The organism is Mesorhizobium sp. M7A.F.Ca.US.008.03.1.1, from assembly GCF_003997495.1.
GTDB lineage: Bacteria > Pseudomonadota > Alphaproteobacteria > Rhizobiales > Rhizobiaceae > Mesorhizobium.
Genome location: NZ_RZRU01000031.1, coordinates 1 through 21693, shown reverse-complemented (window position 1 = coordinate 21693; position 21693 = coordinate 1). Strand labels below are relative to the sequence as shown.

20 protein-coding genes and 1 tRNA gene are annotated in these 21693 nt (G+C 64.4%); 12 read left to right on the top strand and 9 right to left on the bottom strand.

Going from position 1 to position 21693, the window contains the following annotated elements; genetic code table 11:
• Positions 1 to 200: 200 nt before the first annotated feature.
• A complete protein-coding gene (locus EOA16_RS29390) occupies positions 201 to 992 on the top strand; it encodes a SapC family protein (RefSeq protein WP_127261277.1) in 792 nt (263 codons plus the stop codon).
• Between the two features lie 97 nt (positions 993 to 1089).
• Here EOA16_RS29390 and EOA16_RS29385 read toward each other — a convergent pair whose 3' ends face one another.
• Positions 1090 to 1896 (bottom strand): NYN domain-containing protein, encoded by an 807-nt coding sequence (locus tag EOA16_RS29385; RefSeq protein ID WP_127261276.1) that lies wholly within the window; start codon positions 1894 to 1896, stop codon positions 1090 to 1092.
• Positions 1897 to 2106: 210 nt separating this feature from the next.
• Positions 2107 to 2181, bottom strand: a tRNA-Gly gene (locus EOA16_RS29380).
• A 252-nt stretch (positions 2182 to 2433) separates the two neighbouring features.
• Between EOA16_RS29380 and EOA16_RS29375 the strand changes: the two genes are divergently transcribed.
• The 4 genes from EOA16_RS29375 (at position 2434) to EOA16_RS29360 (ending at position 5056) form a co-directional block, all read left to right on the top strand.
• The gene (locus EOA16_RS29375) at positions 2434 to 2931 is read left to right on the top strand and encodes a prolyl-tRNA synthetase associated domain-containing protein (protein WP_127261275.1); all 498 of its coding nucleotides are present in this window, start codon (positions 2434 to 2436) and stop codon (positions 2929 to 2931) included.
• Between the two features lie 84 nt (positions 2932 to 3015).
• Complete coding sequence (gene trxA, locus EOA16_RS29370; protein ID WP_127261274.1) at positions 3016 to 4029, top strand: thioredoxin; 1014 nt, start codon at positions 3016 to 3018, stop codon at positions 4027 to 4029.
• A 103-nt stretch (positions 4030 to 4132) separates the two neighbouring features.
• Complete coding sequence (locus EOA16_RS29365; protein ID WP_127261273.1) at positions 4133 to 4804, top strand: LON peptidase substrate-binding domain-containing protein; 672 nt, start codon at positions 4133 to 4135, stop codon at positions 4802 to 4804.
• A gap of 9 nt (positions 4805 to 4813) precedes the next feature.
• On the top strand, positions 4814 to 5056 hold the full coding sequence (locus tag EOA16_RS29360; RefSeq protein WP_127261272.1) for a Trm112 family protein: 243 nt from the start codon (positions 4814 to 4816) through the stop codon (positions 5054 to 5056).
• 227 nt (positions 5057 to 5283) lie between these two features.
• Here EOA16_RS29360 and EOA16_RS29350 read toward each other — a convergent pair whose 3' ends face one another.
• The 3 genes from EOA16_RS29350 to EOA16_RS29340 are packed head-to-tail and all read right to left on the bottom strand — an operon-like array spanning position 5284 to position 11091.
• On the bottom strand, positions 5284 to 8637 hold the full coding sequence (locus EOA16_RS29350) for an error-prone DNA polymerase (RefSeq protein WP_127261271.1): 3354 nt from the start codon (positions 8635 to 8637) through the stop codon (positions 5284 to 5286).
• Entirely contained in the window at positions 8634 to 10112 is a 1479-nt protein-coding gene (locus tag EOA16_RS29345; protein WP_127261270.1) for a DUF6504 family protein, read from the bottom strand. The genes EOA16_RS29350 and EOA16_RS29345 overlap by 4 nt, the downstream gene beginning before the upstream one ends.
• Complete coding sequence (locus EOA16_RS29340) at positions 10054 to 11091, bottom strand: hypothetical protein (protein WP_127261269.1); 1038 nt, start codon at positions 11089 to 11091, stop codon at positions 10054 to 10056. The genes EOA16_RS29345 and EOA16_RS29340 overlap by 59 nt, the downstream gene beginning before the upstream one ends.
• Before the next feature lie 182 nt (positions 11092 to 11273).
• Between EOA16_RS29340 and EOA16_RS29335 the strand changes: the two genes are divergently transcribed.
• Complete coding sequence (locus tag EOA16_RS29335) at positions 11274 to 11696, top strand: metallopeptidase family protein (protein ID WP_127261268.1); 423 nt, start codon at positions 11274 to 11276, stop codon at positions 11694 to 11696.
• 72 nt (positions 11697 to 11768) lie between these two features.
• Here EOA16_RS29335 and EOA16_RS29330 read toward each other — a convergent pair whose 3' ends face one another.
• Together EOA16_RS29330 and EOA16_RS29325 are read right to left on the bottom strand one after the other, a co-directional pair.
• On the bottom strand, positions 11769 to 11975 hold the full coding sequence (locus EOA16_RS29330; RefSeq protein WP_127261267.1) for a DUF1737 domain-containing protein: 207 nt from the start codon (positions 11973 to 11975) through the stop codon (positions 11769 to 11771).
• A gap of 51 nt (positions 11976 to 12026) precedes the next feature.
• Positions 12027 to 12917 (bottom strand): CoA ester lyase, encoded by an 891-nt coding sequence (locus EOA16_RS29325; protein WP_127261266.1) that lies wholly within the window; start codon positions 12915 to 12917, stop codon positions 12027 to 12029.
• Positions 12918 to 13337: 420 nt separating this feature from the next.
• On the opposite strand from EOA16_RS29325, the gene EOA16_RS29320 reads away from it, so the two are divergent.
• From EOA16_RS29320 to EOA16_RS29305, 4 genes are read left to right on the top strand one after another with little or no spacing between them, the layout of a single operon-like run.
• Positions 13338 to 14873 (top strand): DUF4173 domain-containing protein, encoded by a 1536-nt coding sequence (locus EOA16_RS29320; protein ID WP_127261265.1) that lies wholly within the window; start codon positions 13338 to 13340, stop codon positions 14871 to 14873.
• 3 nt (positions 14874 to 14876) lie between these two features.
• A complete protein-coding gene (locus EOA16_RS29315) occupies positions 14877 to 15569 on the top strand; it encodes a response regulator transcription factor (RefSeq protein ID WP_127261264.1) in 693 nt (230 codons plus the stop codon).
• On the top strand, positions 15560 to 17161 hold the full coding sequence (locus tag EOA16_RS29310; RefSeq protein WP_127261263.1) for an ATP-binding protein: 1602 nt from the start codon (positions 15560 to 15562) through the stop codon (positions 17159 to 17161). The genes EOA16_RS29315 and EOA16_RS29310 overlap by 10 nt, the downstream gene beginning before the upstream one ends.
• A gap of 29 nt (positions 17162 to 17190) precedes the next feature.
• Positions 17191 to 18357 (top strand): FAD-binding oxidoreductase, encoded by a 1167-nt coding sequence (locus tag EOA16_RS29305; RefSeq protein WP_127261262.1) that lies wholly within the window; start codon positions 17191 to 17193, stop codon positions 18355 to 18357.
• A 12-nt stretch (positions 18358 to 18369) separates the two neighbouring features.
• Here the strand turns inward: EOA16_RS29305 and EOA16_RS29300 are convergent, their stop codons facing one another.
• Together EOA16_RS29300 and EOA16_RS29295 are read right to left on the bottom strand one after the other, a co-directional pair.
• Positions 18370 to 19101, bottom strand: coding sequence for a DUF72 domain-containing protein (locus tag EOA16_RS29300; protein ID WP_127261261.1), 732 nt, complete (start codon positions 19099 to 19101; stop codon positions 18370 to 18372).
• 64 nt (positions 19102 to 19165) lie between these two features.
• Positions 19166 to 19591, bottom strand: coding sequence for a GNAT family N-acetyltransferase (locus tag EOA16_RS29295; RefSeq protein ID WP_127261260.1), 426 nt, complete (start codon positions 19589 to 19591; stop codon positions 19166 to 19168).
• Between the two features lie 128 nt (positions 19592 to 19719).
• Here EOA16_RS29295 and leuD point away from each other — a divergent pair, with 128 nt between their 5' ends.
• Together leuD and EOA16_RS29285 are read left to right on the top strand one after the other, a co-directional pair.
• Positions 19720 to 20325 (top strand): 3-isopropylmalate dehydratase small subunit, encoded by a 606-nt coding sequence (gene leuD, locus EOA16_RS29290; RefSeq protein ID WP_013528787.1) that lies wholly within the window; start codon positions 19720 to 19722, stop codon positions 20323 to 20325.
• 65 nt (positions 20326 to 20390) lie between these two features.
• Entirely contained in the window at positions 20391 to 21320 is a 930-nt protein-coding gene (locus EOA16_RS29285; protein WP_127261259.1) for a hypothetical protein, read from the top strand.
• The last annotated feature ends 373 nt before the right edge of the window (positions 21321 to 21693 follow it).

Here is a 21693-nt window from a genome sequence, read left to right as displayed (position 1 = left end):
GGGGGTCGGCCCCCCCAAGCCCCCGGCCCGCCGCAAACCCCAAAATACGGCACCGCCTGTCCTTTTATGCGCGCAAGAGACGCTGTAGTACTTTGTTCCTGCGCGGGAATCCTTTCGATGCAAGATCGGCGCAAACAAGAACAGATTCCCACTTTCGGGATCATGGCGGCCTGGTCGGCTTGCCGGAGAAGGGACGGACGATGGCGGATGCAAAGATGGAAGTGACGAGCGATGCGTTGCCGCTGTTTTATTCGAGGCCCGAGGCGCTCAATCCGGCGCGGCACGGCTCGCTTGGCCTGACCGCGCGCAGTGACTTCGGCTTCGCCCGCACCGCGCACGCCATTCCGGTGGTCGCGTCGGAAATGCCGGCGGCGATGCGCTCCTACCCGATCGTCTTCATCGGCCCGGCCAAGTCGCCGGTGATCATCACCGGCGTGCGTCAGAACGAGAACTTGTTCGTCGATTCCGATGGCAAATGGACCGGGCCGCACTACATCCCCGCCTATGTCCGGCGCTATCCCTTCATCCTGGCCGAAGACCCGACATCGGCCGGCCGGCTGACGCTGTGCGTCGAACGGGCCAGCGACCGCGTCGTCGACCAGCTGCTGGCGCCGTTCCGCGACGACAAGGTGCTGCCCTTCTTCACCGGCAATGAGCCGACCGAAGCGACCAAACAGGCGCTCGCCTTCTGCAACCAGTTCCAGATCGACTTCAGGGCGACCCGCGAGATGGTCGAAAAGATCGATGCGCACGGCCTGTTTTCGCCGCGCCAGAGCAAGGTGACGCTAGAGGGCGGCGAGGTGCTCAACCTCACCGACTTCCAGGTGATCGACGAGCCGGCCTTCAACACATTGAGCGACGAGGCGTTTCTCGACCTGCGCAAATCAGGCGCGCTCGGCCTGCTCTACTGCCACCTCGCCTCGACCAACAGCTGGACGTCGCTGGTGCATCAGGCGTCGCTGCGGAAGGCGGGTGGTACGAAGAGCGCTTGAGAACTGCATCCCTATCGGCAGTATTCGGGAAACAGCGTCCGATTGATTTGTAAATTCAAGGCATGGGTTGCGACCTCGTGGCCGCAATCCCTAACGGTCAGCTCTTCTTCAGTCGGACCATGACAGCCTTTAGGCCGCCACCCGCACGCTCCACCTCGAGTATACCAGAAGCGCCAGCCAGATCGCTCAATCGCGCATACCCGTAGTTTCTAGCGTCGAAGTCTGGAGACTGCTTTGCCAAATGGTCGCCTACGCGCGCGAGGTTTGCGCGGCCGTCCTCATCTGCGGACGCCTCCACTGCCTTTTGCAGCATGCTCAGAGCGCCCTCGTCCAGCTTACCACTCGCCGCCCTACCCTGCGCTGGACGGGCTTTTTCCGCTTCGATTTTGGTAGATACGGCGGCAGCCGTAACGGGAATCCCGCTGGCCTTCTCTCGCGTGACCGGCGCCGTCGCCGGCGGCTCCGCTGCCGCGTCACCGAGCACGTCGACATATATGAACTTGTCACAGGCCGTTATGAACGGACGAGGCGTCTTGCGTTCGCCGAACCCATAAACGGTTACGTTCTGTTCGCGGATGCGTGAAGCGAGCTTCGTGAAATCGCTGTCGCTCGAAACGATGCAGAAGCCAGAAAATCGCCCTGTGTAGAGAAGGTCCATCGCGTCAATGATCATCGCGCCGTCGGTCGCGTTCTTGCTTGTCGTGTAGGCGAACTGCTGCACAGGCTGGAAAGAATGCTCAAGCAAGCATTCCTTCCAGCCATTGAGGTTTGGCTTGGTCCAGTCCCCGTATATTCGTCTGACGCTCGCCCTGCCGTAATTGGCAATCTCCGCGAGAAGCCCGGAGATAATCTTCGGTGACGCGTTGTCGCCGTCTATCAAAATTGCCAGTGTATCGCCCGCCATTTCCTAAAAGCTCCCCCTGCCTGCCACGCAAGATAACCTAGATTTCAGGCTTCCGGCATGTTCCAAAAGCCTTTTTCTCGAAACGTGTACGTGCGATTTTGGGCCCGGAGAGGAATGTAGGCTTGAGGGACGCGATCTTTGTCACCCCGAAAACGAAAAAGCCGCGGAGTTCCGCGGCTTTTCAATGCTTGATTCCCCCTGGAAGGAAATTGGAGCGGGTGAAGCGATTCGAACGCTCGACCCCAACCTTGGCAAGGTTGTGCTCTACCCCTGAGCTACACCCGCTCGCACGGCGTCTTGGCCGCAAGCCGGGCCTATATGGCTGAAGAGCGCGGCGATTGCAACAGGGAAATCGCAGGCTTTTTGCGACACGCCGCACGGGACCGGCAAGCCATCGGCGGGCGCGTGAGTGGCGGGCGGCGGGGGCGCCACCGCGAAGGGCGGTGCCGCTCACCGTGATATCGCATGACGGTCTTGTATCGGCGGCCCTATTGGCCGTAAACGGCTGGCTAGAGAAACGGGACGAAGACGAAACCGATGCCGAAGACCGAAGCCGATTTGATGGCCTTTCTCGCCGAACTCGGGATTGCCGCCTCGACGAAGCGCCATCCACCGCTCTACACGGTCGCCGATTCGCAGGCGCTGCGCGGCGAAATCGCCGGCGGGCACACGAAAAACCTGTTCCTGAAGGACAAGAAGGATAATTTCTTCCTGGTCACGGTCGGCGAGGACGCGGTCGTCGACCTGAAGCAGATCCACCAGGTGATCGGTGCCGCCAGCCGGGTTTCCTTCGGCAGACCGGAGATGCTGATGGAGCTGCTCGGCGTCACGCCGGGCGCCGTCACGGTCTTTGGCGTCATCAACGATACGGCAAACAGGGTCAAGCTCGTGCTCGACAAGGATCTGATGGAGCATTCGGTGATCAATGGGCATCCGCTGACCAATGAGGCGACGACATCGATCGCGGCGCGCGACCTGATCAGATTCGTCGAGGCAACCGGGCACGATGCTGCTATCTTGAAAGTCTCCGCCTGATCGCCACATGGATGGCTTGAGTCAGATGGTCTGAAGCATATGGCGCCCGGCTGCCGGCCGGCGGCGCCACGGAAGGGTAAAGAGATGAGCGACAACAATCCCTTTGGCGGCCCCTTTGGCGGCAATGGCGGCCAGTACACCACCTCGGTGCAGTATGGTGGAACCGCGCCGGCGCCGGCGAAAGTCGCGCTTGGCGATGCTCCCGCCGCTCCCGCCGCCCCGGTTGCCGATGTCATCAAGGACACGACGACCGCGGCCTTTGCCGCCGACGTCATCCAGGAATCGCGCCGGCAGCCGGTGCTGGTCGATTTCTGGGCGCCCTGGTGCGGACCTTGCAAGCAGTTGACGCCGCAGTTGGAGAAGGCGGTCAAGGCCGCCGGCGGAAGGGTCAAGCTGGTCAAGATGAACATCGACGACCATCCCTCGATCGCCGGCCAGCTCGGCATCCAGTCCATACCCGCGGTCATCGCCTTCAAGGACGGCCAGCCGGTCGATGGTTTCATGGGCGCCATCCCGGAGAGCCAGATCAACGAATTCATCACCAAGGTCGGCGGCAAGGGCAATGGCGCGCCGCCGGTGGCCGAAGCCCTGGCAGCGGCCACCGAGGCACGCGAGGCCGGCGACATGCAGACCGCGGCCGACATTTATGACGCCATCCTGGCGCAGGCGCCGGAGACGATCGAGGCGATCGCCGGACTGGGCGAGCTGTTGTTCGACGCCGGCGACACGGAAGGCGCCGAGGCGCTTTTGGCAACAGCCCCGGAGGCCAAGAAGGATGCGCCGCCGCTGACAGCCCTGCGCGCCAGGATGGCGGTTGCGGCGCAGGCGGCGGCTCTCGGCAATCCAGCCGAGTTCGAGCGCCGCCTCGCGGAAAATCCCAAAGACCACCAGGCGCGCTTCGATCTGGCCATGATCCAGAACGCCAACGGCGACCGCACCGCGGCCGCAGACAATCTGCTGGCCATCATCAAGGCCGACCGGGCCTGGAACGAGGACGGCGCCAGGACGCAATTGCTGCAGCTGTTCGAAGCCTGGGGCATGACCGACGAGGCGACGCTGGCGGCGCGCCGCAAATTGTCGGCGTTGCTGTTTTCCTGAGCCGGTTGACGGTTGTTTTGCCGCACGGGCTTGGCGTTGGCGATGACTGCCCCAGATTAGAGCCAGGATGACGCGCTTCTGATGAAGCGATCGGAGGAATGAGGTGCAAGCGGGAAACGCGCATTACCGGCTCGCCAAGGATTTGCCGTCGACGGTCCCGATCTTTCCGCTGGAGGGTGCGCTTTTGCTGCCGGGAGGCCGCATGCCGCTCAACATCTTCGAGCCGCGCTATCTGCAGATGGTGGACGAGGCGATTGCCGGCTCGCGGCTCATCGGCGTCATCCAGCCCAGTCTCGACGGCGCCTTGCGCGGCGATGGCGAGCCGGAACTCTGCAATGTCGGCTGCGCCGGGCGCATCATCGCCTTTTCCGAGAGTGGCGACGGCCGCTACCTGATTTCGCTGCAGGGCGTGTGCCGGTTCCGCATTGCCCACGAATTGACGGTCAAGACGCCGTTTCGCCAGTGCAAGCCCGCGCCTTTCCTTGCCGATCTCGATGAGGACCAGGCGGCGAACGAGATCGACCGGCCATCGCTGCTCAAGGCATTTCGCGCCTATCTGCAGGCCAACGACCTGGAGGCCGACTGGGAAAGCGTCAGCCGGGCCGAAAATGCCATGCTGGTCAATGCGCTGTCGATGATGGCGCCCTACGGCCCGGCCGAGAAACAGGCGCTGCTCGAGGCGGCGGACCTGAAGACCCGGGCCGAGACGCTGATCGCCATCACCGAAATGGCGCTGGCGCGCGAGAATGAGGACTTTGGGTCGAGCCTACAATGAGAGGTTGCTATGGCGGCGGACGGACGTGACGAGAGGAAGGTCGACCCCAAGCTGCTGGAGCTGCTGGCCTGCCCGCTCACCAAGGGGCCGCTGGCCTGGGACCCGGAACGCGGCGAACTGATTTCCAGGGTCGCCAAGATTGCCTATCCGGTGCGTGACGGCATCCCGATCATGCTGCCTTCCGAGGCGCGGACGCTTTCGGTGGAGGATGTGCTGGCCCCGCCCCCGCCACGCTTGGGTGGGCCGGGCTGAGGGGCACGTTCTTGTACCCGTCAATTTGCCGAAGGCTGGCGGGACAGCGCCCCCCTCTGCCCTACCGGGCATCTTCCCCTCAAGGGGGGAGATTGGCAGCTTTGGCGCTTCGCCAGCAACCGTGGAGATTGGCGAAAGCCGAGACTAAATCCGATCTCCCCCCTTGAGGGTGAGATGTCCGGCAGGACAGAGGGGGGTGCTGTCTCGCCGACATCGAAGTTTTTGCACTACTGAAAATTCCGCCCCTTGGGCATGACCCTTTCCGCTTCTTCCGAGAGCGTTGCGAGATCCTGACGGATCGGTGCGCCTTGTTTGGCGGGGCTGGAGCGATCCGAACGCTCCTTGACGAGGTCTCTCGGAGGGCCGCCAACCGCTGGTGCGGCCTCGCTGACCTTCTCCAGAAGCACGGTCAGCCAGGGCGTCAGATCCTCGATCCTCTCGGCGACGATGTGGACCACGCCCGATTCCGACTGCAATTTTCCGGTGACCTTGACGAACCGGGCGCCCATGACGATGGGCCGGTAACGGTCGAAGGTTCTTTGCCAGAAGATGACGTTGGCCACCGCCTTGTCGTCCTCCAGCGTCAGGAAGATCGCGTTGCCCTTGCCGGGACGCTGCCGCACCAGCACGAGGCCGGCGACGGAGACGCGCCTGCCATCGCGCACGGAAGGAAGGCTCGCATTGGGGATGACGCCGGCGCGGTCGAGCCGCTCGCGCAGGAAGGCGACCGGATGCGCCTTCAGCGACAGTCCGAGCGAGCGGTAATCGTGGATGACATGCTCGCCGAGCGGCATTTTCGGCAGCCTCGTCTCGGGCTCCAGCTCGCGCAGGCGAAGCGCCGGCTGGTCGAACAGCGGCAGCCTTTCGGCGGCGCTCTTGCCGTCCAGCGCGCGCACCGCCCACAGGGCTTCGCGACGATCAAGACCAAGCGAGCGGAAGGCATCGGCCTGCGCCAGTCGCTCGATCTCGCCGACATCGAGGCCGGAGCGCAGCCAGACATCCCTGACGGATACATAGCCTGAGCCGCGCCGCTCGACGAAAGCCTCCATGCGCTCCTTCGACAGGCCCTTGATCTGCCGGAAGCCGAGCCGAACCGCATGATTTGTCTGGATGACATCGCGCATCTCGGCATGGCGAGGGAGGATGCGGGCCGGATCGAAAGGCGCCTTTTCCAGCGTGCAATCCCACACCGAAGAGTTGACGTCGACGTCGCGGATGTCGACGCCATGGTCGCTTGCGTCGCGGACGAGCTGGGCCGGCTGGTAAAACCCCATCGGCTGCGAGTTCAGGATCGCGGCGCAGAACACGTCGGGATAGAAGGTCTTGAACCAGCAGGAGGCATAGACGAGCAGGGCGAAGGAAGCAGCATGGCTTTCGGGAAAGCCATATTCGCCAAAACCCTCGATCTGCTTGAAGCAGCGCTCGGCGAAGTCCTTCGTGTAGCCCTTGCCGACCATGCCATTGATCATACGGTCTCGGTAATTGCCGATGGTGCCGGTGCGCTTGAAGGTGGCCATGGCGCGGCGTAGTTCGTCGGCTTCGCCCGGTTTGAAACCGCCGGCGACGATGGCGATATTCATCGCCTGCTCCTGAAACAGCGGTACGCCAAGCGTCTTCTTGAGGATCGCTTCCAGCTCCGGCTTTTGATACTCGGCCTGTTCCTTGCCTTGTCGGCGGCGCAGATAGGGATGAACCATGTCGCCTTGGATCGGGCCCGGCCGCACGATCGCCACCTCGATGACGAGATCGTAAAAATTGTCTGGCTTGAGACGCGGCAGCATCGACATCTGGGCGCGCGATTCGATCTGGAAGACGCCGAGCGTGTCGGCGCGGCAGATCATCTTGTAGACCTGCCTGTCCTCCGGCGGCAGGGTTGCCAGCACATAGGGCTGCCCATATGGATCCCTCGCCTTCGGATAATTCTCAGTGAGCAAGGTGAAGGCGCGTTGCAGGCAGGTCAGCATGCCGAGTGCCAGCACGTCTACTTTCAGGATCTTCACCGAGTCGAGATCGTCCTTGTCCCATTCGACCATCTTGCGCTCGTCCATCGCCGTCTTGACGATGGGCACGATCTCGTCGAGCCGGTCCCGGGTGATGACGAAGCCGCCGACATGCTGCGACAGATGACGGGGGAAGCCCATGATCTCATTGGCACGCTCCATCACGTGCCTCGACACCGGGTCGGTGCGGTCGAGGCCACCGGCGCGGGCTTCCTTCTCGCCAAGCTCCGATGTCGACCAACCCCAGATCGAGCCGGAAAGCGATGCCCTGACATCCTCGGACAGGCCCATCGCTTTCGAGACCTCGCGCAGCGCCGAACGGCCGCGGTAGCTGATGACGGCGGCGGCAAGTGCTGTGCGCTTTCCGCTGTACTTCTCGTAGATGTACTGGATTACGGTTTCGCGTTTTTCGTGCTCGAAATCGACGTCGATGTCTGGCGGCTCGTTTCTCTCCTCGGAAATGAAGCGCTCGAAAAGCGAATCGATTTTTTCCGGGCCCACTTCGGTGATGCCGATGCAGAAGCAGACGACCGAATTGGCGGCTGATCCACGTCCCTGGCAGAGAATGTCCTTGCTGCGCGCGAACTTGACGATGTCGTATACAGTCAGGAAATAGCGGGCGTAGTTGAGGCGCTCGATGAGAGCCAACTCCTCCTCGATGCGCTTGATGGCCGAAGTCGGCACACCCGCCGGATAACGTTTGGCCGCTCCCTCCCGCGCCAGCCGTTCCAGCTCGGCCTGCGGCCCGAGGCCCGACTCCGTCGGCTCGTCCGGATAATTGTACTGGAGGTCGCTCAGCGAGAAGGTCAGCTCTTCCGCAAACCGCAGCGTCTCGGCCAGCGCCTGCGGATGCCGGCGGAACAGGCGGGCCATCTCCATCGGCGGCTTCAGATGGCGCTCGGCATTGGCGGTGAGTTGCAGCCCGACCTCGGCGACGGGCGTGTTGAGGCGGATCGCGGTCAGCACGTCCTGCAGCGGGCGCCGTTCGGCGGTGTGGTAGAGAACGTCGTTGGTCGCCATCAGGGGAATGCCGGCGCTCTCGGCCATCGCCGCTGCCTGCTCGATCCGGAAACGGTCATTGCCGGCATAGTCGGGCGAAACGCCAAGCCGCAGGTTCCTGCCGAACCGGCTCCTGAGTTCTCGAAGCAAAGCGAGACTGTCTGGCGCGCCCGCCGACAGACCGGGCAGGACCGCCAGCGACATCAGGTCACCCCATTCAAGCAAGTCGCTGCGCTGGAGAAGGGTGGCGCCCTTTTCGTTTTCGTCGCGCAGATTGGCCTGGGTGAGCATGCGGCACAGATGCCCCCAGCCCTTGCGGTCCTGGGGGTAGGCGAGAATGTCCGGCGTGCCGTCGCCGAAAACCAGCCGGCAGCCGGGATGATAGGAAAGCTTCTCGACCTTGGCCTGCTGCCAGGCGCGCACCACGCCGGCCACCGTGTTGCGGTCAGCAAGCCCGATCGCCGAGAAGCCCAGGAGCTTGGCCGCGACCACCAGCTCCTCCGGCTTGGAGGCGCCGCGCAGGAAGGAGAAATTCGACTGGATGCCGAACTCGGCATAGGGAATGACGGTCAGCGCGTTCATGCGAAGACCCCATGCAGGAACCAGCGCGGTGGCATTTGCGAGTTGCCGCCGTAGAGGCCTTGCCGGTAGAGCCAGTAGCGGCGGCCATCGGCATCCTCGATGCGGAAATAATCGCGCGTCGATGCCGCCTCGTCGCTTCCTGTCTCGCGCCACCATTCGGCGGCGATGCGTTCCGGCCCTTCGGCGCGCGTGACCCGGTAGAGCGCGCGGCGCCAGCGGAAGTTCAGCGGCGGTCCTTCCGGCATTTCAGTGGCGGGCACATCGATGGGTTCGGGCGAGCGGAACAGCCGGATCGGCCGTTCCGGCGGAAATAGGGTTTTTGGCGCCTGCAGCCTGTCTGGCTTCTTCGGCGGCGTGGTCCGGCGGGGCGCGTCGGTGAAGGGGATCGTCGCGACGGCACGCTCCGGCAGATGGCTTTCGACCGCGACCGGCCGGAGAACCGCCCCCTCGCCGAGCCGGGCGCGGATGCGGTCGGCGAACAGCGCGATATCGGCGCCGTCGTCGGTCACCTCGCCGGCAAGATCGGCTTGCTGCATGTCGAAGGTGGCTGCCGCCAACACCGAGAGCCGCACCAGATCAAAACCATAGCCGGCATCGATATCCTGTTCGAGCGCGGCCAGCCGCTCATGAAACAGTTTCTGGATCAGCATCGGTTCGCGCATCGGCCGCGAGGTGCCGATGGCGATGCGGCTGACGGCGCCATCGACGCGAAAGAGCAACAGCGCCAGTGTCCTGGCGCCCTCGCCGCGGCGCTCGAGATCGGTTTTCAGGGTTGCCGCCAGCATGCCCACCAGCCGTTCGATGTCCTCGGTCAGGGTGACGGGTTCGGCGAGATGGCGTTCGACCGAAAGCGGCGCGACGGGAAGGCGCGGCGACACCGCCTCGTCGAGACGGCCAAGCGCCTGGTCGAGGCGCAGGAGCAGCAAGGCGCCAAAGCGGCGGGCGAGCGGCGCGCGGGGTGGCGCCATGACGGCGCCCGCCGTGCGCAGGCCGACGCTTTCCAGGCTGGTGCGGGTCGCCGGCTCGATGCGCAGTGCGGCCAGCGGCAGGGGTGCCAGCAGCGCTTCCTCCTCGCCGCCAGCGACGATGCAGTCGCCGCAAAAGCGTGCCGCCGCCCAGGCCGCACCCGGTGTCGCGGCAAGCCCGGCGCGGACATCGAAGCCCTGGTGGAAGAAGCGCGACAGGATGTCGTCCAGCATGGCACGCTCGCCGCCGAACAGATGGGTGCAGCCGGTGACGTCGAGAAACAGGCCATCCGCGCCATCCAGCGCCACCAGCGGGGTGTAGCGATCGCACCAGTCGGCGAGGCCTTCGAGCAGGCGGCGGTCGGCTTCCGGATCGGCCTCGACGATGTCGATCGACGGATGCATGGCGCGCGCATCGGCAATGCCCATGTCGCGCTTCAGGTGCAACGCCTCAGCCCGCTCGTCGAGGGCTGAGATGCGCTGTGCGTTGCGGTCGCGATGGCTGATCACGAGCGGCGGGTGGGATGGGTAATCCGACGGCCGGGAACGCCAGGACCGCCCCAGACGCTGGCGTAGGATTCTTTCCACCGCCAGATAGGGAAACCACAGGGACAGGATTCTTTGTCCGGTCTCGTCCCTCGCTCCTTCTTTCGTCGCCCCATCTTTCGTCGAATGCGCGTTCATCGGGGTTCCACTCCAGTGTGAATTGTCCAGGCAGGGCCGTGCGGCTCTTGCCGATGGTGAGGGTGAAGGCCGGGCGGCCGATCGAGCCGGCCAGCGGCCCGGCGATGGTGCCGCGCGGCACCGCCGGCGCCGAAGCGACGATGAGGCGGACGGGTGCCGCCGTCGGTTCGGGTTCGGCCGCCTGCCGCAGCAGGAACACCGGCCGGCCGGCCGCTTGCGCCCTTGCATGCAGCCGGCGTGTCGCGGTCAGGTCCAGCCGCTGCGGATTGCCGCGGATTTCCAGGATGACGGCGGCCAGCGCCGTCATCCGGGCCGCCTCCTCGGCGACCCACAGTGCATCGACAAGCCTTGGCGCCTCGGAAAACAGCAATTGCTCCGGCTCGATGCCGAACGAGGCGTGAAGCCCCCTGGCATAGGGAAAGCCGGCCTCGCGAAAAATCTCCGATGTGCCGATCCACAGCACCGGCAGCCCCGGCATTTGTTTGAGGATCAGACTGGTGAGCGACAAAGCGAAGCCGGCGACGGCCCCGGCATCGCGGGTTTCAAGCCCATGGATTTCGCTCAAGGCTGCCTTTGGCAGGCCGCCGCTCAGGGCAGCATCGAGGCGCTCGACGCCGATGGGCAGGAATGCATCCGGCAAAGCGGCGGCAATGCCGCGCCGGACGATTGTGACATCGGCGTTGACGTCAGCATCTAGGGGCGCGGCGGCCGGCGCAGCCAAGCGCTCGGGCAGCGTTCCCTCGATTTTCGCGATCTGGCGGCGCAGGGCAAAAACAGTTTCCCGCGCCACGGCGGTCATCGCCATGACGGTCAGCTTCCACTCACAATTGTTCCTGTTATGTTCCCTAGGATTCCAGAGGGGACCCCAAGAGTCAAGCGGAGTCGTGGGGAATTTATTCCTCTCCGCCTGGATGGCGCAGGCGCATCGGCCCGTTCATTTGCCGATTCCGGTGCGAAAGCCTATATGCCGGGATCAAAGGACAAAGCATGGCCCGCATCTACAAGACCCGCACCTGGCACGACGAACTCTCGCCCTCGATGGACGAAATGGAGTTCCTGGCGCTGGAGGCGTACGCCCATCTGCCGGAGGATTTCCGCAAGCTGACCGGCGAGATCGTCATCCAGATCACCGAGTTCCCGACCGACGAGATCATGGACGATCTGTCGCTGGAGACGCCGTTCGACCTGCTCGGTCTGTTCGAGGGACGCGGCATCGCCGAGCGCTGGAATCCGCAGACCGGCGAGGGCCCGAACCGCATCACGCTCTACCGTCGCGCCATCCTCGATTACTGGTCCGAGAACGAGGAAACGTTGGGCGACATCGTCACCCACGTGCTGATCCACGAGATTGGCCATCATTTTGGGCTCTCGGACGATGATATGGAGAAGCTCGAAGAGGCTGCCGAGTAGCCCCATACCTTCGTCCTAGGGCGGAGCAAGGAGCGAAGTGACGCTGCGCAGACCCTAGGAAAGCGATGGCGACTACCAGTCGCTGAGCTTGGTATCCGGTCCGTATTCCTGGCCGTCGATATCCTTGACCACGGCCTGGCCGCAACGCATCGTCTTGGCCTTCTTGTCGTAGGCATAGGTCGGCGAGCCGAACAGGTGCCAGCCCTTGTTCAACGCCGCCGTCACCTTGTGGCAGAAGCTGGCATCGTCCGGAGCGGACAGAAAGCGGTAGAGTTTCATTTTCTCAAGTCCTGTCGTGAGTGCCCTTAGCCCGCGAGCATAGGGTTGATATCATGCGCCGATGGCGGCTGCCTTCGCCAGCAGTTTTTCGGCTTGCGCCAAGTGCAGCCGCTCGACCATCCTGCCGTTCAGCGCGATCACGCCCTTGCCGGTATTCTCGGCGAGCGCGAAGGCTTCCTTCACCGAGCGCGCCTCGGCCACGGCTTCCGTGGATGGCGCGAAGGCGCGGTTCGCGGCTTCGACCTGGGCCGGGTGGATGAGGCTCTTGCCGTCGAACCCCATGGCCGCGGCTTCCGTGCATTCATGGGTGAAAGCGTCGAGGTCGCGAAAATCGTTGAAGACGCCGTCGAGCATGTCGATGCCGCCGGCGCGCGCGGCCAGCACCATCTGCATCAGCCATGGCACGAGGTAGCGCCGGTCAGGCGTTGCAAGAATGCCGGTCTCCTTGACCAGATCATTCGTTCCGGCAACGAAACAACTAAGCCGCGAGGCCGGGTCGCGGCCAAGTTCGGCGATGGCGCCGATGTTGAGCATGGCCTTGGGCGTCTCGATCATCGCCCACAGTTTCACGCTGTCGGGGGCAAAATTGTCGTCGAGCATGTCGCCGGCTTCGAGCAGGTCGCGCGGCGTGTCGACCTTAGGCAGAAGAATGCCGTCGGGTTCGCAGCTTGCGGCAGCCAGCAGGTCGTCGGCGCCCCATTCGCTGACCAGCGCATTGATGCGCACGATCATCTCGCAGCGTCTGCCACTATGGTTGGCAACGGGATGGCCGGCGAAAATGCCGGCCAGTTTTTCGCGAGCGGCGATCTTGTCGGCCGGAGCGACGGCGTCTTCCAGGTCGATGATGACTGCGTCGCAGGCAAGCTGCGCGATCTTGGTCAAGGCCTTGTCGTTGGAGGCCGGGATGTAGAGCACGGAGCGGCGCGGGCGATAGGTTTCCATGTCTGATCTATGCCGCGTGCGGTTGTTGGAGGCAAGCGCGCAGGGCTGTGCGCCCACCCTCCCCCTTGTGCGGAGGGTCGCTGCGAAGCAGCGGGGTGGGGGCGGCGCGGACCCCCACCCGGACCTTCGGTCCTACCTCCCCACAAGGAGGAGGTAGGAGCTCGGCGCCCTACCCTGCACGAAAACTGCACAGGCCTGCCGAAAACCTCCTCGGATCCGCCGTATCGCTTCCCTGCCGGCCTGCGAGACAGGCGGCATGCACATGCAAAAGCGAGCCAAACTCCGTCTGCCTCACCGGTTGCGCAGCGAGGGCTGGTGGCTGGCCGATCCGCCGTGCGCGTGTCCTGTCGCAACCCTCATTCCCTTTGTCCGCAGAAGCCCGCCGGCATTCCGGCGGGACGCCATCAGGAAAGCCAGGTCATGACAACGTTGTTCTCCGCCGCGCCGAGCTATTGCAGCCGCTTCGGTGTCGCCATGCTGCTGGCGGCACTTGCAGATTTCCTGTTCTACGGCCAGCCCGCCGGAATCACGGTTTTCCTGTTCGCCCTGATGATTGCCGCCGCGGTTGTCGCCGTGCATCCGGCGGCTTTCAGCGACGGCAGGGTCTGGCTCAAGCCCATCGCCTTGCTTGTCGCGCTGCTGCCGCTGGCGGAAAACGTCAGCACCCTGTCGGTCTCGATCGCGCTGGCGGCGCTGGTCGTCTTCGCGCTTTCGCTGAGCGGGCGGCTGCGGCACAGCATCGCCCGCATTGCCGGGCAGATCGTGCTGTTCGGGCTGGCGGCGCCGTTCCGCTTCGCCAACGATTTCATCCGCTGGCGCAGGACAGCGCGGCGGTTCGGCGGGCGCCGCATCCGGCTGGCGGCGATCGCTGTCTGGGTGATGCCGCTGACGCTAAGCGCGGTCTTCCTGGCGCTGTTCGGTGCAGCCAATCCGGTCATCGACTACTGGCTGTCGCTGATCGATCTCGTGAGGCTGCTCGATCTCATCCAGCTGGCGCGGATTGCCTTCTGGCTGTTCGTGCTCGCCGCTGTCTGGGCATTTCTGCGGCCACGCCTGCCGCGCCTGGTTCGCCGCATCCCGCGCGCAGCGCCAGCGGTCGGCGCTCAAGCCGAGAAAACCGCCACCACCATCGAAGACATCCTGTTCGGCAAGGCCGCCATCCTGCGCGCCCTGATCGCCTTCAACATCCTGTTTGCGCTGCAGACGGCGCTCGACGCCACCTATCTGTGGGGCGGGGCGGCCCTTCCCGACGGGCTGAGCTACGCGGCCTACGCGCATCGTGGCGCCTATCCGTTGATCGTCACCGCACTGCTTGCCGCCGGCTTCGTGCTGGCAGCGCTGCGACCCGGAAGCGAGACCTCGGCCGATCCGCTCATCCGCCGCCTGGTCTATGCCTGGGTGGCGCAGAACATCATGCTGGTCGTCTCGTCTATCCTGCGGCTCGACCTCTATATCGGCATCTATGCGCTGACCTACTGGCGCGTCGCCGCCTTTGTCTGGATGGGGCTGGTGGCAGCAGGCCTTGCCCTGATCATTGCCCGCATCGCGTTGGGAAAATCTAACGAATGGCTGCTGTCCGCCAATCTTCTGACGTTATCCCTGACGCTTTATGCCGGCTGCTTCATCAATTTCGCAGCAACGATCGCCAACTACAATGTCGACCATTCCCTCGAAATGACTGGCCAGGGGATTCCCCTAGACGCCTGGTATCTGCGCTCGCTCGGCCCGGGCGCGTTTCCCGCACTCGATCGCTTCCTCGAGCACCAGGGCAAGACGGCAGCCGGCACTGTCCGCGAACTGGCTGGCGTGCGCGGCAGCGACGAAATCTGGTATCGAACTATCCAGCAGAGCTGGCGGGCCTGGAGCTTTCGCGACTGGCGGCTGTTGCGCACCCTCGACACGAAGGGGCCGCCCGTGATTCCCTCCGCTATCGAACCTTCCATGCCGGGCCGCTGATCCATGCCGCATCACATCCTCGTCGCCGACGATGACCCGCACATCCGCGAGGTGATCTGCTTTGCCTTGGAGAAAGCCGGCATGAAAACGACAGGAGTGGCAGACGGTGCCGCCGCCTTGCAGGCGATCGGATGCCGGGCGCCGGACCTCGTCGTGCTCGATATCGGCATGCCGGAAATGGACGGGCTGGAGGTCTGCCGGCGGCTGCGGCACACATCCGATGTGCCGGTGCTGTTCCTGTCCGCGCGCGACGAGGAGATCGACCGCATCCTCGGGCTCGAAATGGGCGGCGACGACTATGTGACGAAACCGTTCAGCCCGCGCGAACTGGTCGCCCGCGTCAACGTCATCCTGCGGCGCGCCCGCCCGGCGGCGCCCGAACCGTCCGACGACAGGCAGTTTTCGCATGGCAAACTGGCTCTTGCGCCGGCCAGCCATGCCGCCAGCTTCGACGGCAAGCCACTATCGTTGACCGGGATAGAGTTCTCGATCCTGAAAGGGTTTCTGGCGCGGCCCGCGCATGTGCTCGACCGCGACGCGGTGATGGCCAGCGCCTATGCCGCCAACATCCACGTCGCCGGCCGCACCGTCGACAGCCACATTCGCAACATCCGCGCCAAGCTGGCAGCCGTGGGTTGCCCTGATGTCATCGAGACGGTGCATGGTGTCGGCTTCCGGCTCGGCCGATGCGGCTGACGACTTCCAGCAAATGGATCGGCCGCAAATGGCGGCCACGGCTTGCCACGGTCGTCGTCGCCATCCTGATCATGGTGATGGCCTTGCCGCTGGTCGGCCTGTTCTTCTTCCGGCTCTACGAAAACCAGCTGATCCGCCAGACCGAGGCGGAGCTGATCGCGCAAGGTGCGGCCATCGCCGCCATCTATGCGCAGGATGTGCGCGACGCCGGCATCGCGCCGGAAAAACTCGGCGCGCCGATGCCGCAGCCAGGCGGGTATTCCAGCCGAAGCGCCAATCCCGACCCGTTGTACAGGCCGATCGAACCCAGTCTCGATCTCGCCTCCGACTATGTGCTGCCGACCCGGCCCGTGGCGATGCCAGCCGCCGCCGATCCCGTCTTCGCGGCAATCGGCGCGCGCCTGTCCGGCATTCTCGACGCGACGCAGAAAACCACGCTGGCCGGCTTCCGGCTGCTCGATCCCCGAGGCGTCGTCATTGCCGGGCGCGGCGAGGTCGGGCAGTCGCTTGGCGCGGTCGAGGAGGTGCGCGCCGCACTTGGCGGCCGCTACGCCAGCGCGCTGAGGCTGCGCATTCCCGACCAGCCTGCGCCGCCGCTCTATTCGGTCAGCCGCGGCACCAAGGTGCGTGTCTTCGTCGCCCTGCCGGTCGCCGTCGACGGCCAGGTCGCCGGCGTCGTCTATGTGTCGCGGACGCCCAACAACATCATCAAACATCTCTATGGCGAACGCGGCAAGGTGACGTTGGCGGCAATCGCCATAATCGGCGGCACGTTGCTCATCGGCATGGTTTTCCTGCGTACCGTCAGCCGGCCGATCTATGCACTGATCGACCGGACCGAGCGCATCGCTGCCGGCGACCGCACGGCGATCCGGCCGCTCGACCATCATGGCACGCGAGAGATGGCGGAGCTGTCCGCAGCCTTCCTCGACATGGCCGAGAAGCTTCAGGCGCGGTCGGACTCAATCCAGACTTTCGCTACCCATGTCTCGCACGAGCTCAAATCGCCGCTGACAGCGATCCAGGGCGCAGCCGAATTGCTGCGCGATTCCGGTGGCGCGATGGACGATACGGAGCGGCGGCGCTTTTCAGACAATATCGTCACCGATGCCGGACGGCTCAATCTTCTGGTTCGCCGCCTGCTCGACCTGGCGCGCGCCGAAAACCTGGCGCCGAGCGGCGAAAGCACATCGATCGGTGCGGCGCTGGCGCTGCTTCCCGTCGACAACAGGCTGGCGGCTAGAATCGGGGCCGGCGGCGACATCAGATTGCGCATATCGGCCGAGAACGCGGCTATCGTGCTGGCCAATCTCATCGACAATTCGGCCAGGCATGGTGCGACGGCGGTTTCTGTCTCGGCTACGAGCGCCGGCGGCATGGCGAACATCCTGGTCAGCGACGATGGCGCCGGCATTTCGCCCAGCAACCGGGCGCGCATTTTCGAGCCGTTCTTCACCACGCGGCGCGAGCAGGGCGGCACCGGCATGGGGCTTGGCATCGTGCTGGCCCTCCTGAAAGCGCATGATGGTATGATCGTGCTGGTTGACAGCGAACGCGGCACGCGCTTCGAGATCATTCTGCCGGCGGCGTGAAGGACACCATCGGCCGGATCGGAGAGAAAATGCGCTACGACATCGTCATCATCGGCGGAGCCATCGTCGGCTCCTCGGTCGCCTATTACCTGCGTGAGCAAGGGTTTTCCGGCACGATCGCGCTGGTCGAGCGTGATCCGCAATTCGCGCATGCGGCAACGACGCTGTCCATGGCCTCGATCCGCCAGCAATTCTCGATCCCGGAAAACATCCGCCTGTCGCAGTTCACGCTGAAGCTGTTCCGGCGGCTGAAGGAAGAGTTCGGGGATGACGCCGATATCGGCTTTCGCGAGGGCGGCTACCTCATCCTTGCCGGCGAGGACGGATTGCCGATCCTCAAGAGCAATCACGAGGCGCAGATCGCGGAGGGCGCTGACATCGTGCTCGAGGATGCCGACGCGCTGGTGCGCCGGTTCCCGTGGCTGTCGACCGAGGGCATTTCAGCCGGCGCTTATGGCCGCACCGGCGAAGGCTGGTTCGACGCGCATGCGATGCTGACGCTGTTCCGCAAGGCGCTGCGGCAGAAGAAAGTCGATTTCATCGCCGCCGATGTCACCGGCATCGCGCGCGATGGCAACCGCGTCACGGGAGTGAGCCTCGGCAATGGCGAGACGCTGGAGGTTGGCATCGTCGTCAACGCCGCCGGCCCGAACGCCGGCAAGGTGGCTGCCATGGCCGGGCTTGAGCTGCCGGTCGAGCCGCGCAAGCGCAATGTCTTCGTCTTTGAGGCGCGCGAGAAATATGCCGACATGCCGCTGCTGGTCGATCCCTCCGGCATCTATGTCCGTCCGGAAGGCTCGGTCTACCTCACCGGCGGCGCCGAACCGGAGGAAGGCGACTGCGCACCCGATCCCGGCGACTTCGAGGTAAACTGGCCGCTGTTCGAAGAGGTGATCTGGCCGGTGCTGGCGACCCGCATTCCCGCCTTCGAGGCGATCAAGCCGACCCGCGCCTGGGCCGGCCACTACGACTACAACACGCTCGACCAGAACGCGGTGATCGGTCCGCATCCCGAAGTCGGCAATTTCATCTTCGCCAACGGATTCTCCGGCCACGGCCTGCAGCAGGCGCCGGCGGTCGGCAAGGCGCTGGCCGAACTGATCGTGCATGGTGGCTACCGCACGGTGGATTGCTCGGCGTTTGGGTATGAGCGGGTGGCGGAGGGAAGGGCGTTCCGGGAATTGAACGTGATTTGAGCTGGCGCGCGTCTAGATGATCATCGCATCAACCTCGAGAGCATCGCCGAGTCCGTGCCCTGCCGCCGTGTTGTCGAAAATGCACCAAGCCTCAGCGCCCGAAGCGGCCGCCGCATTCACCTGCCGAGCGATCCGGTCGAGCGTTTCAGCATCGTAGTCCGAATAGTAGAGGCGCGGCGCGCCGTGCCAGCGGAAATAGGCAAGGCCGGGCCAGCCGCCCGGCACCGCCGCTGCAGGGACCGCAGCCGGGTCGGCGGCGACGCGCGCGACCTGGCGAGAGGCCAGAAGCGCATCGGCCTCCGCATCGAACCAACTTGGGTGGCGCGGCTCGCAGACCAGCCTTGCCTGGGTTCGCAACCTCAGCATGTCGAAGAACTCGCCGGCGACGTCCGGCTCGAACGGCAGGCTCGGCGGAAGCTGCACCAAAAGCACGCTCAGTTTTTCGCCGAGACCTCCGACCTGCTGGAGAAAGGCCTCGGTGACCATCTCGCAGTCGGCGAGACGACGTTCGTGCGTCATCGCCTTCGGTGTCTTGACGGCAAAGCGGAAATGCTCAGGGACGGAACGCGCCCAGCGCTCATAGGTCTCGCGGCGGTGCGGCTTGTAGAACGAGGTGTCGATCTCGACGATCGGCAGGCGCTGGGCGTAACGTTCGAGATGCGAGCCAGGTTGCGGGAAATCATCCTTGTAGCGGGTCGGAATTCCCCAGCCGGCCGTGCCAACGAAGCATCTCTGCTTTTCCATCCTTGCGATGTGGATCAAGCGGAATGCAGATCAAGACACTCGGTCATCGGCACGTGGGCTGGCCTCAGCCCTTGCGGTCGAACCAGAAGGCGTCGGCCATGTGCTTCATGCCGATACGCTCGTAGAAGCCGACGGCGTCGGGCATGGAGATCAGGCTGATGGCGACCGATGGTCCAAGCTGCCGCCGCGCCTCGTCCATCAGGCCCTTGCCGATGCCGAGCCCTTGCGCTGATTGGGAAACGGCGAGTTCGGAGATGTAGCAGACCCAGGAAAAGTCGGTGATCGCCCTGATAACGCCGATCAGCGGCCTGCCCTCGATGTCGAGGCGCGCGGTCAGCACCAGATTGGCGCCCGACAGCATCGCCTGCAGCCTGATGTCGTCATCGATGGGGCGCGTCTCGCCGAGGCCGGATTCGACCAGCACGCGACGGAATTCGCCGATGTCGAGCGCGGGTTCGCGTGTGTAGAGGACCTGTGCGTTTTCTGCCATGGCCGCCAGATTGCACCATCGGGCTGGCTTGTGCCACCGTGCACGAACAGTTGCCTTTTATTTGCCGCCGGCTTTGTGTAAACCCTGCCTCAGCAAATTCTCCCGCAACGAAAACACGGGCAAAAGCCATGGAAAAGTTCACCAAACTCACCGGCGTCGCCGCTCCGATGCCGATCGTCAATGTCGACACCGACATGATCATCCCGAAGGATTATCTGAAGACGATCAAGCGCACCGGGCTCGGCACCGGCCTGTTCGCCGAAATGCGCTACAAGGACGACGGCTCGGAAAACCCGGATTTCGTGCTCAACAAGCCGGCCTACCGCAAGGCGCAGATCCTGGTCGCCGGCGATAATTTCGGCTGCGGTTCCAGCCGCGAGCATGCGCCGTGGGCGCTGCTCGACTTCGGCATTCGCTGCGTCATCTCGACCTCGTTCGCCGACATTTTCTACAACAACTGCTTCAAGAACGGCATCCTGCCGATCACCGTCAGCCCCGAGGATCTCGAAAAGCTGATGGACGACGCCTCGCGCGGTTCCAATGCCACGGTGTCGGTCGACCTAGAGGCCAAGGAAATCCGCGGACCGGATGGCGGCGTGGTCAAGTTCGACCTCGACGACTTCAAGCGGCACTGCCTGCTCAACGGGCTCGACGACATCGGCCTCACCATGGAGAAGGCCGGCGCCATCGCTTCGTTCGAGAAGCGCAACGCCGAACAGCGCCCCTGGGCCTGAGCGGCACGCTCCGGGCGGCCGGCCGCTTCAGGCCGGGTTCGTTGCGACTGAGTGGAAGGACAGTCATGACACGTTCGCTTCTTGCCGGCGTTTGCGGGCTGGCCTTGTTGCTGGGGCCAACCGTGAGCGCGTTTGCGCAGACGCAGGCACCCGCCACACAGCAGGCTCCGGCGACGGAGCAGCCGTCCGCCGATCAGGGGACCAACGCCGCCGACGCTTCCGATGACGACAAGCAGGCCCCTGTCCCATTCGAAGGCGGCACGCTGACCATCACCCAGAAGGAACAGTATGGCGAGAAGGTGCTCGCCTATGACGGCCAGCAACTGGCCAGCAATTATGACGTCTTCTTCGACAAAATAGTCGAGGTCGGCGGCGTCAAGGTGGCGCTGTTCGATGTCGGCGACGGTGGCAATCAATGCGGGCCGGCGACGGTGATCGTCTGGAAACCGGATGGCGGCACGATCCAGAGCACCACGGTCGAGCAGGACCAGTGCGGCGCGCCGCCCTCGGCAGTGTCCGACAACGCCATCTATTTCGTGCCCTATCTGTTGCCGGGAGATCAGAAGCCGGCGTTGCAGTGGTCGCCGACCGACGGGCTGACGATTTCGGGCAATCTGACCTACATGCCGGAACCCGGCACGGACTGGAAAGACATCGATCCGGAAAAGTACCAGAACATCATCGACGCCTTCCACAACGAGGCCGTCTACAGGCTAGCTGAGTCGCTGCTCGGCAAGGACATGCCCGACATGGCGACCAGCCTGCTGGTCGGCGGCGGCACGGAAAAGACCGCTTCGGGCGCCTTCTACGCCAGCGGCTGCGTGCCGCATGACTGCGGCGGCAATGACGGCTTCATGGCGGTCGACCCGGCCCAGCACAAGCTCTACTTCGCCCGTCGCGGTGACAAGCCGGAGCCGGACGCCTGGCCGGCGCTGGCGACGTGGCCGGCGGATGTGAAGGCGGCCCTGGACAAGGCGCTGGGGTCGGCGAACTAGGGCGACCGCCGCACCCCCCTCTGTCCTGCCGGACATCTCCCCCTCAAGGGGGGAGATCGGCTCTCCTCCACTTTCGCCAATCTGCGAACGCTGAAAGAGGAATGGTCAGCTAAGCAGCCAATCTCCCCCCTTGAGGGGGAGATGCCCGGCAGGGCAGAGGGGGGCGCTGGCCCGCCGGCATCGAAACGGTTTTGCACCGCCAATCCATCTGCGTTGGCCCAGGTAGTGTGCTGAGAGTTCTGCAAATTCGCTGAGAGAGGGCGGTCATGGCAGGCTGGTGATGTTCAACGTCACCTGATTCCCGCGAAGGAACGCCACCATGACCAAGACAGAAGGTAAGACCGCCAGCGCTGCCGTCAAAGACATTCTGCTT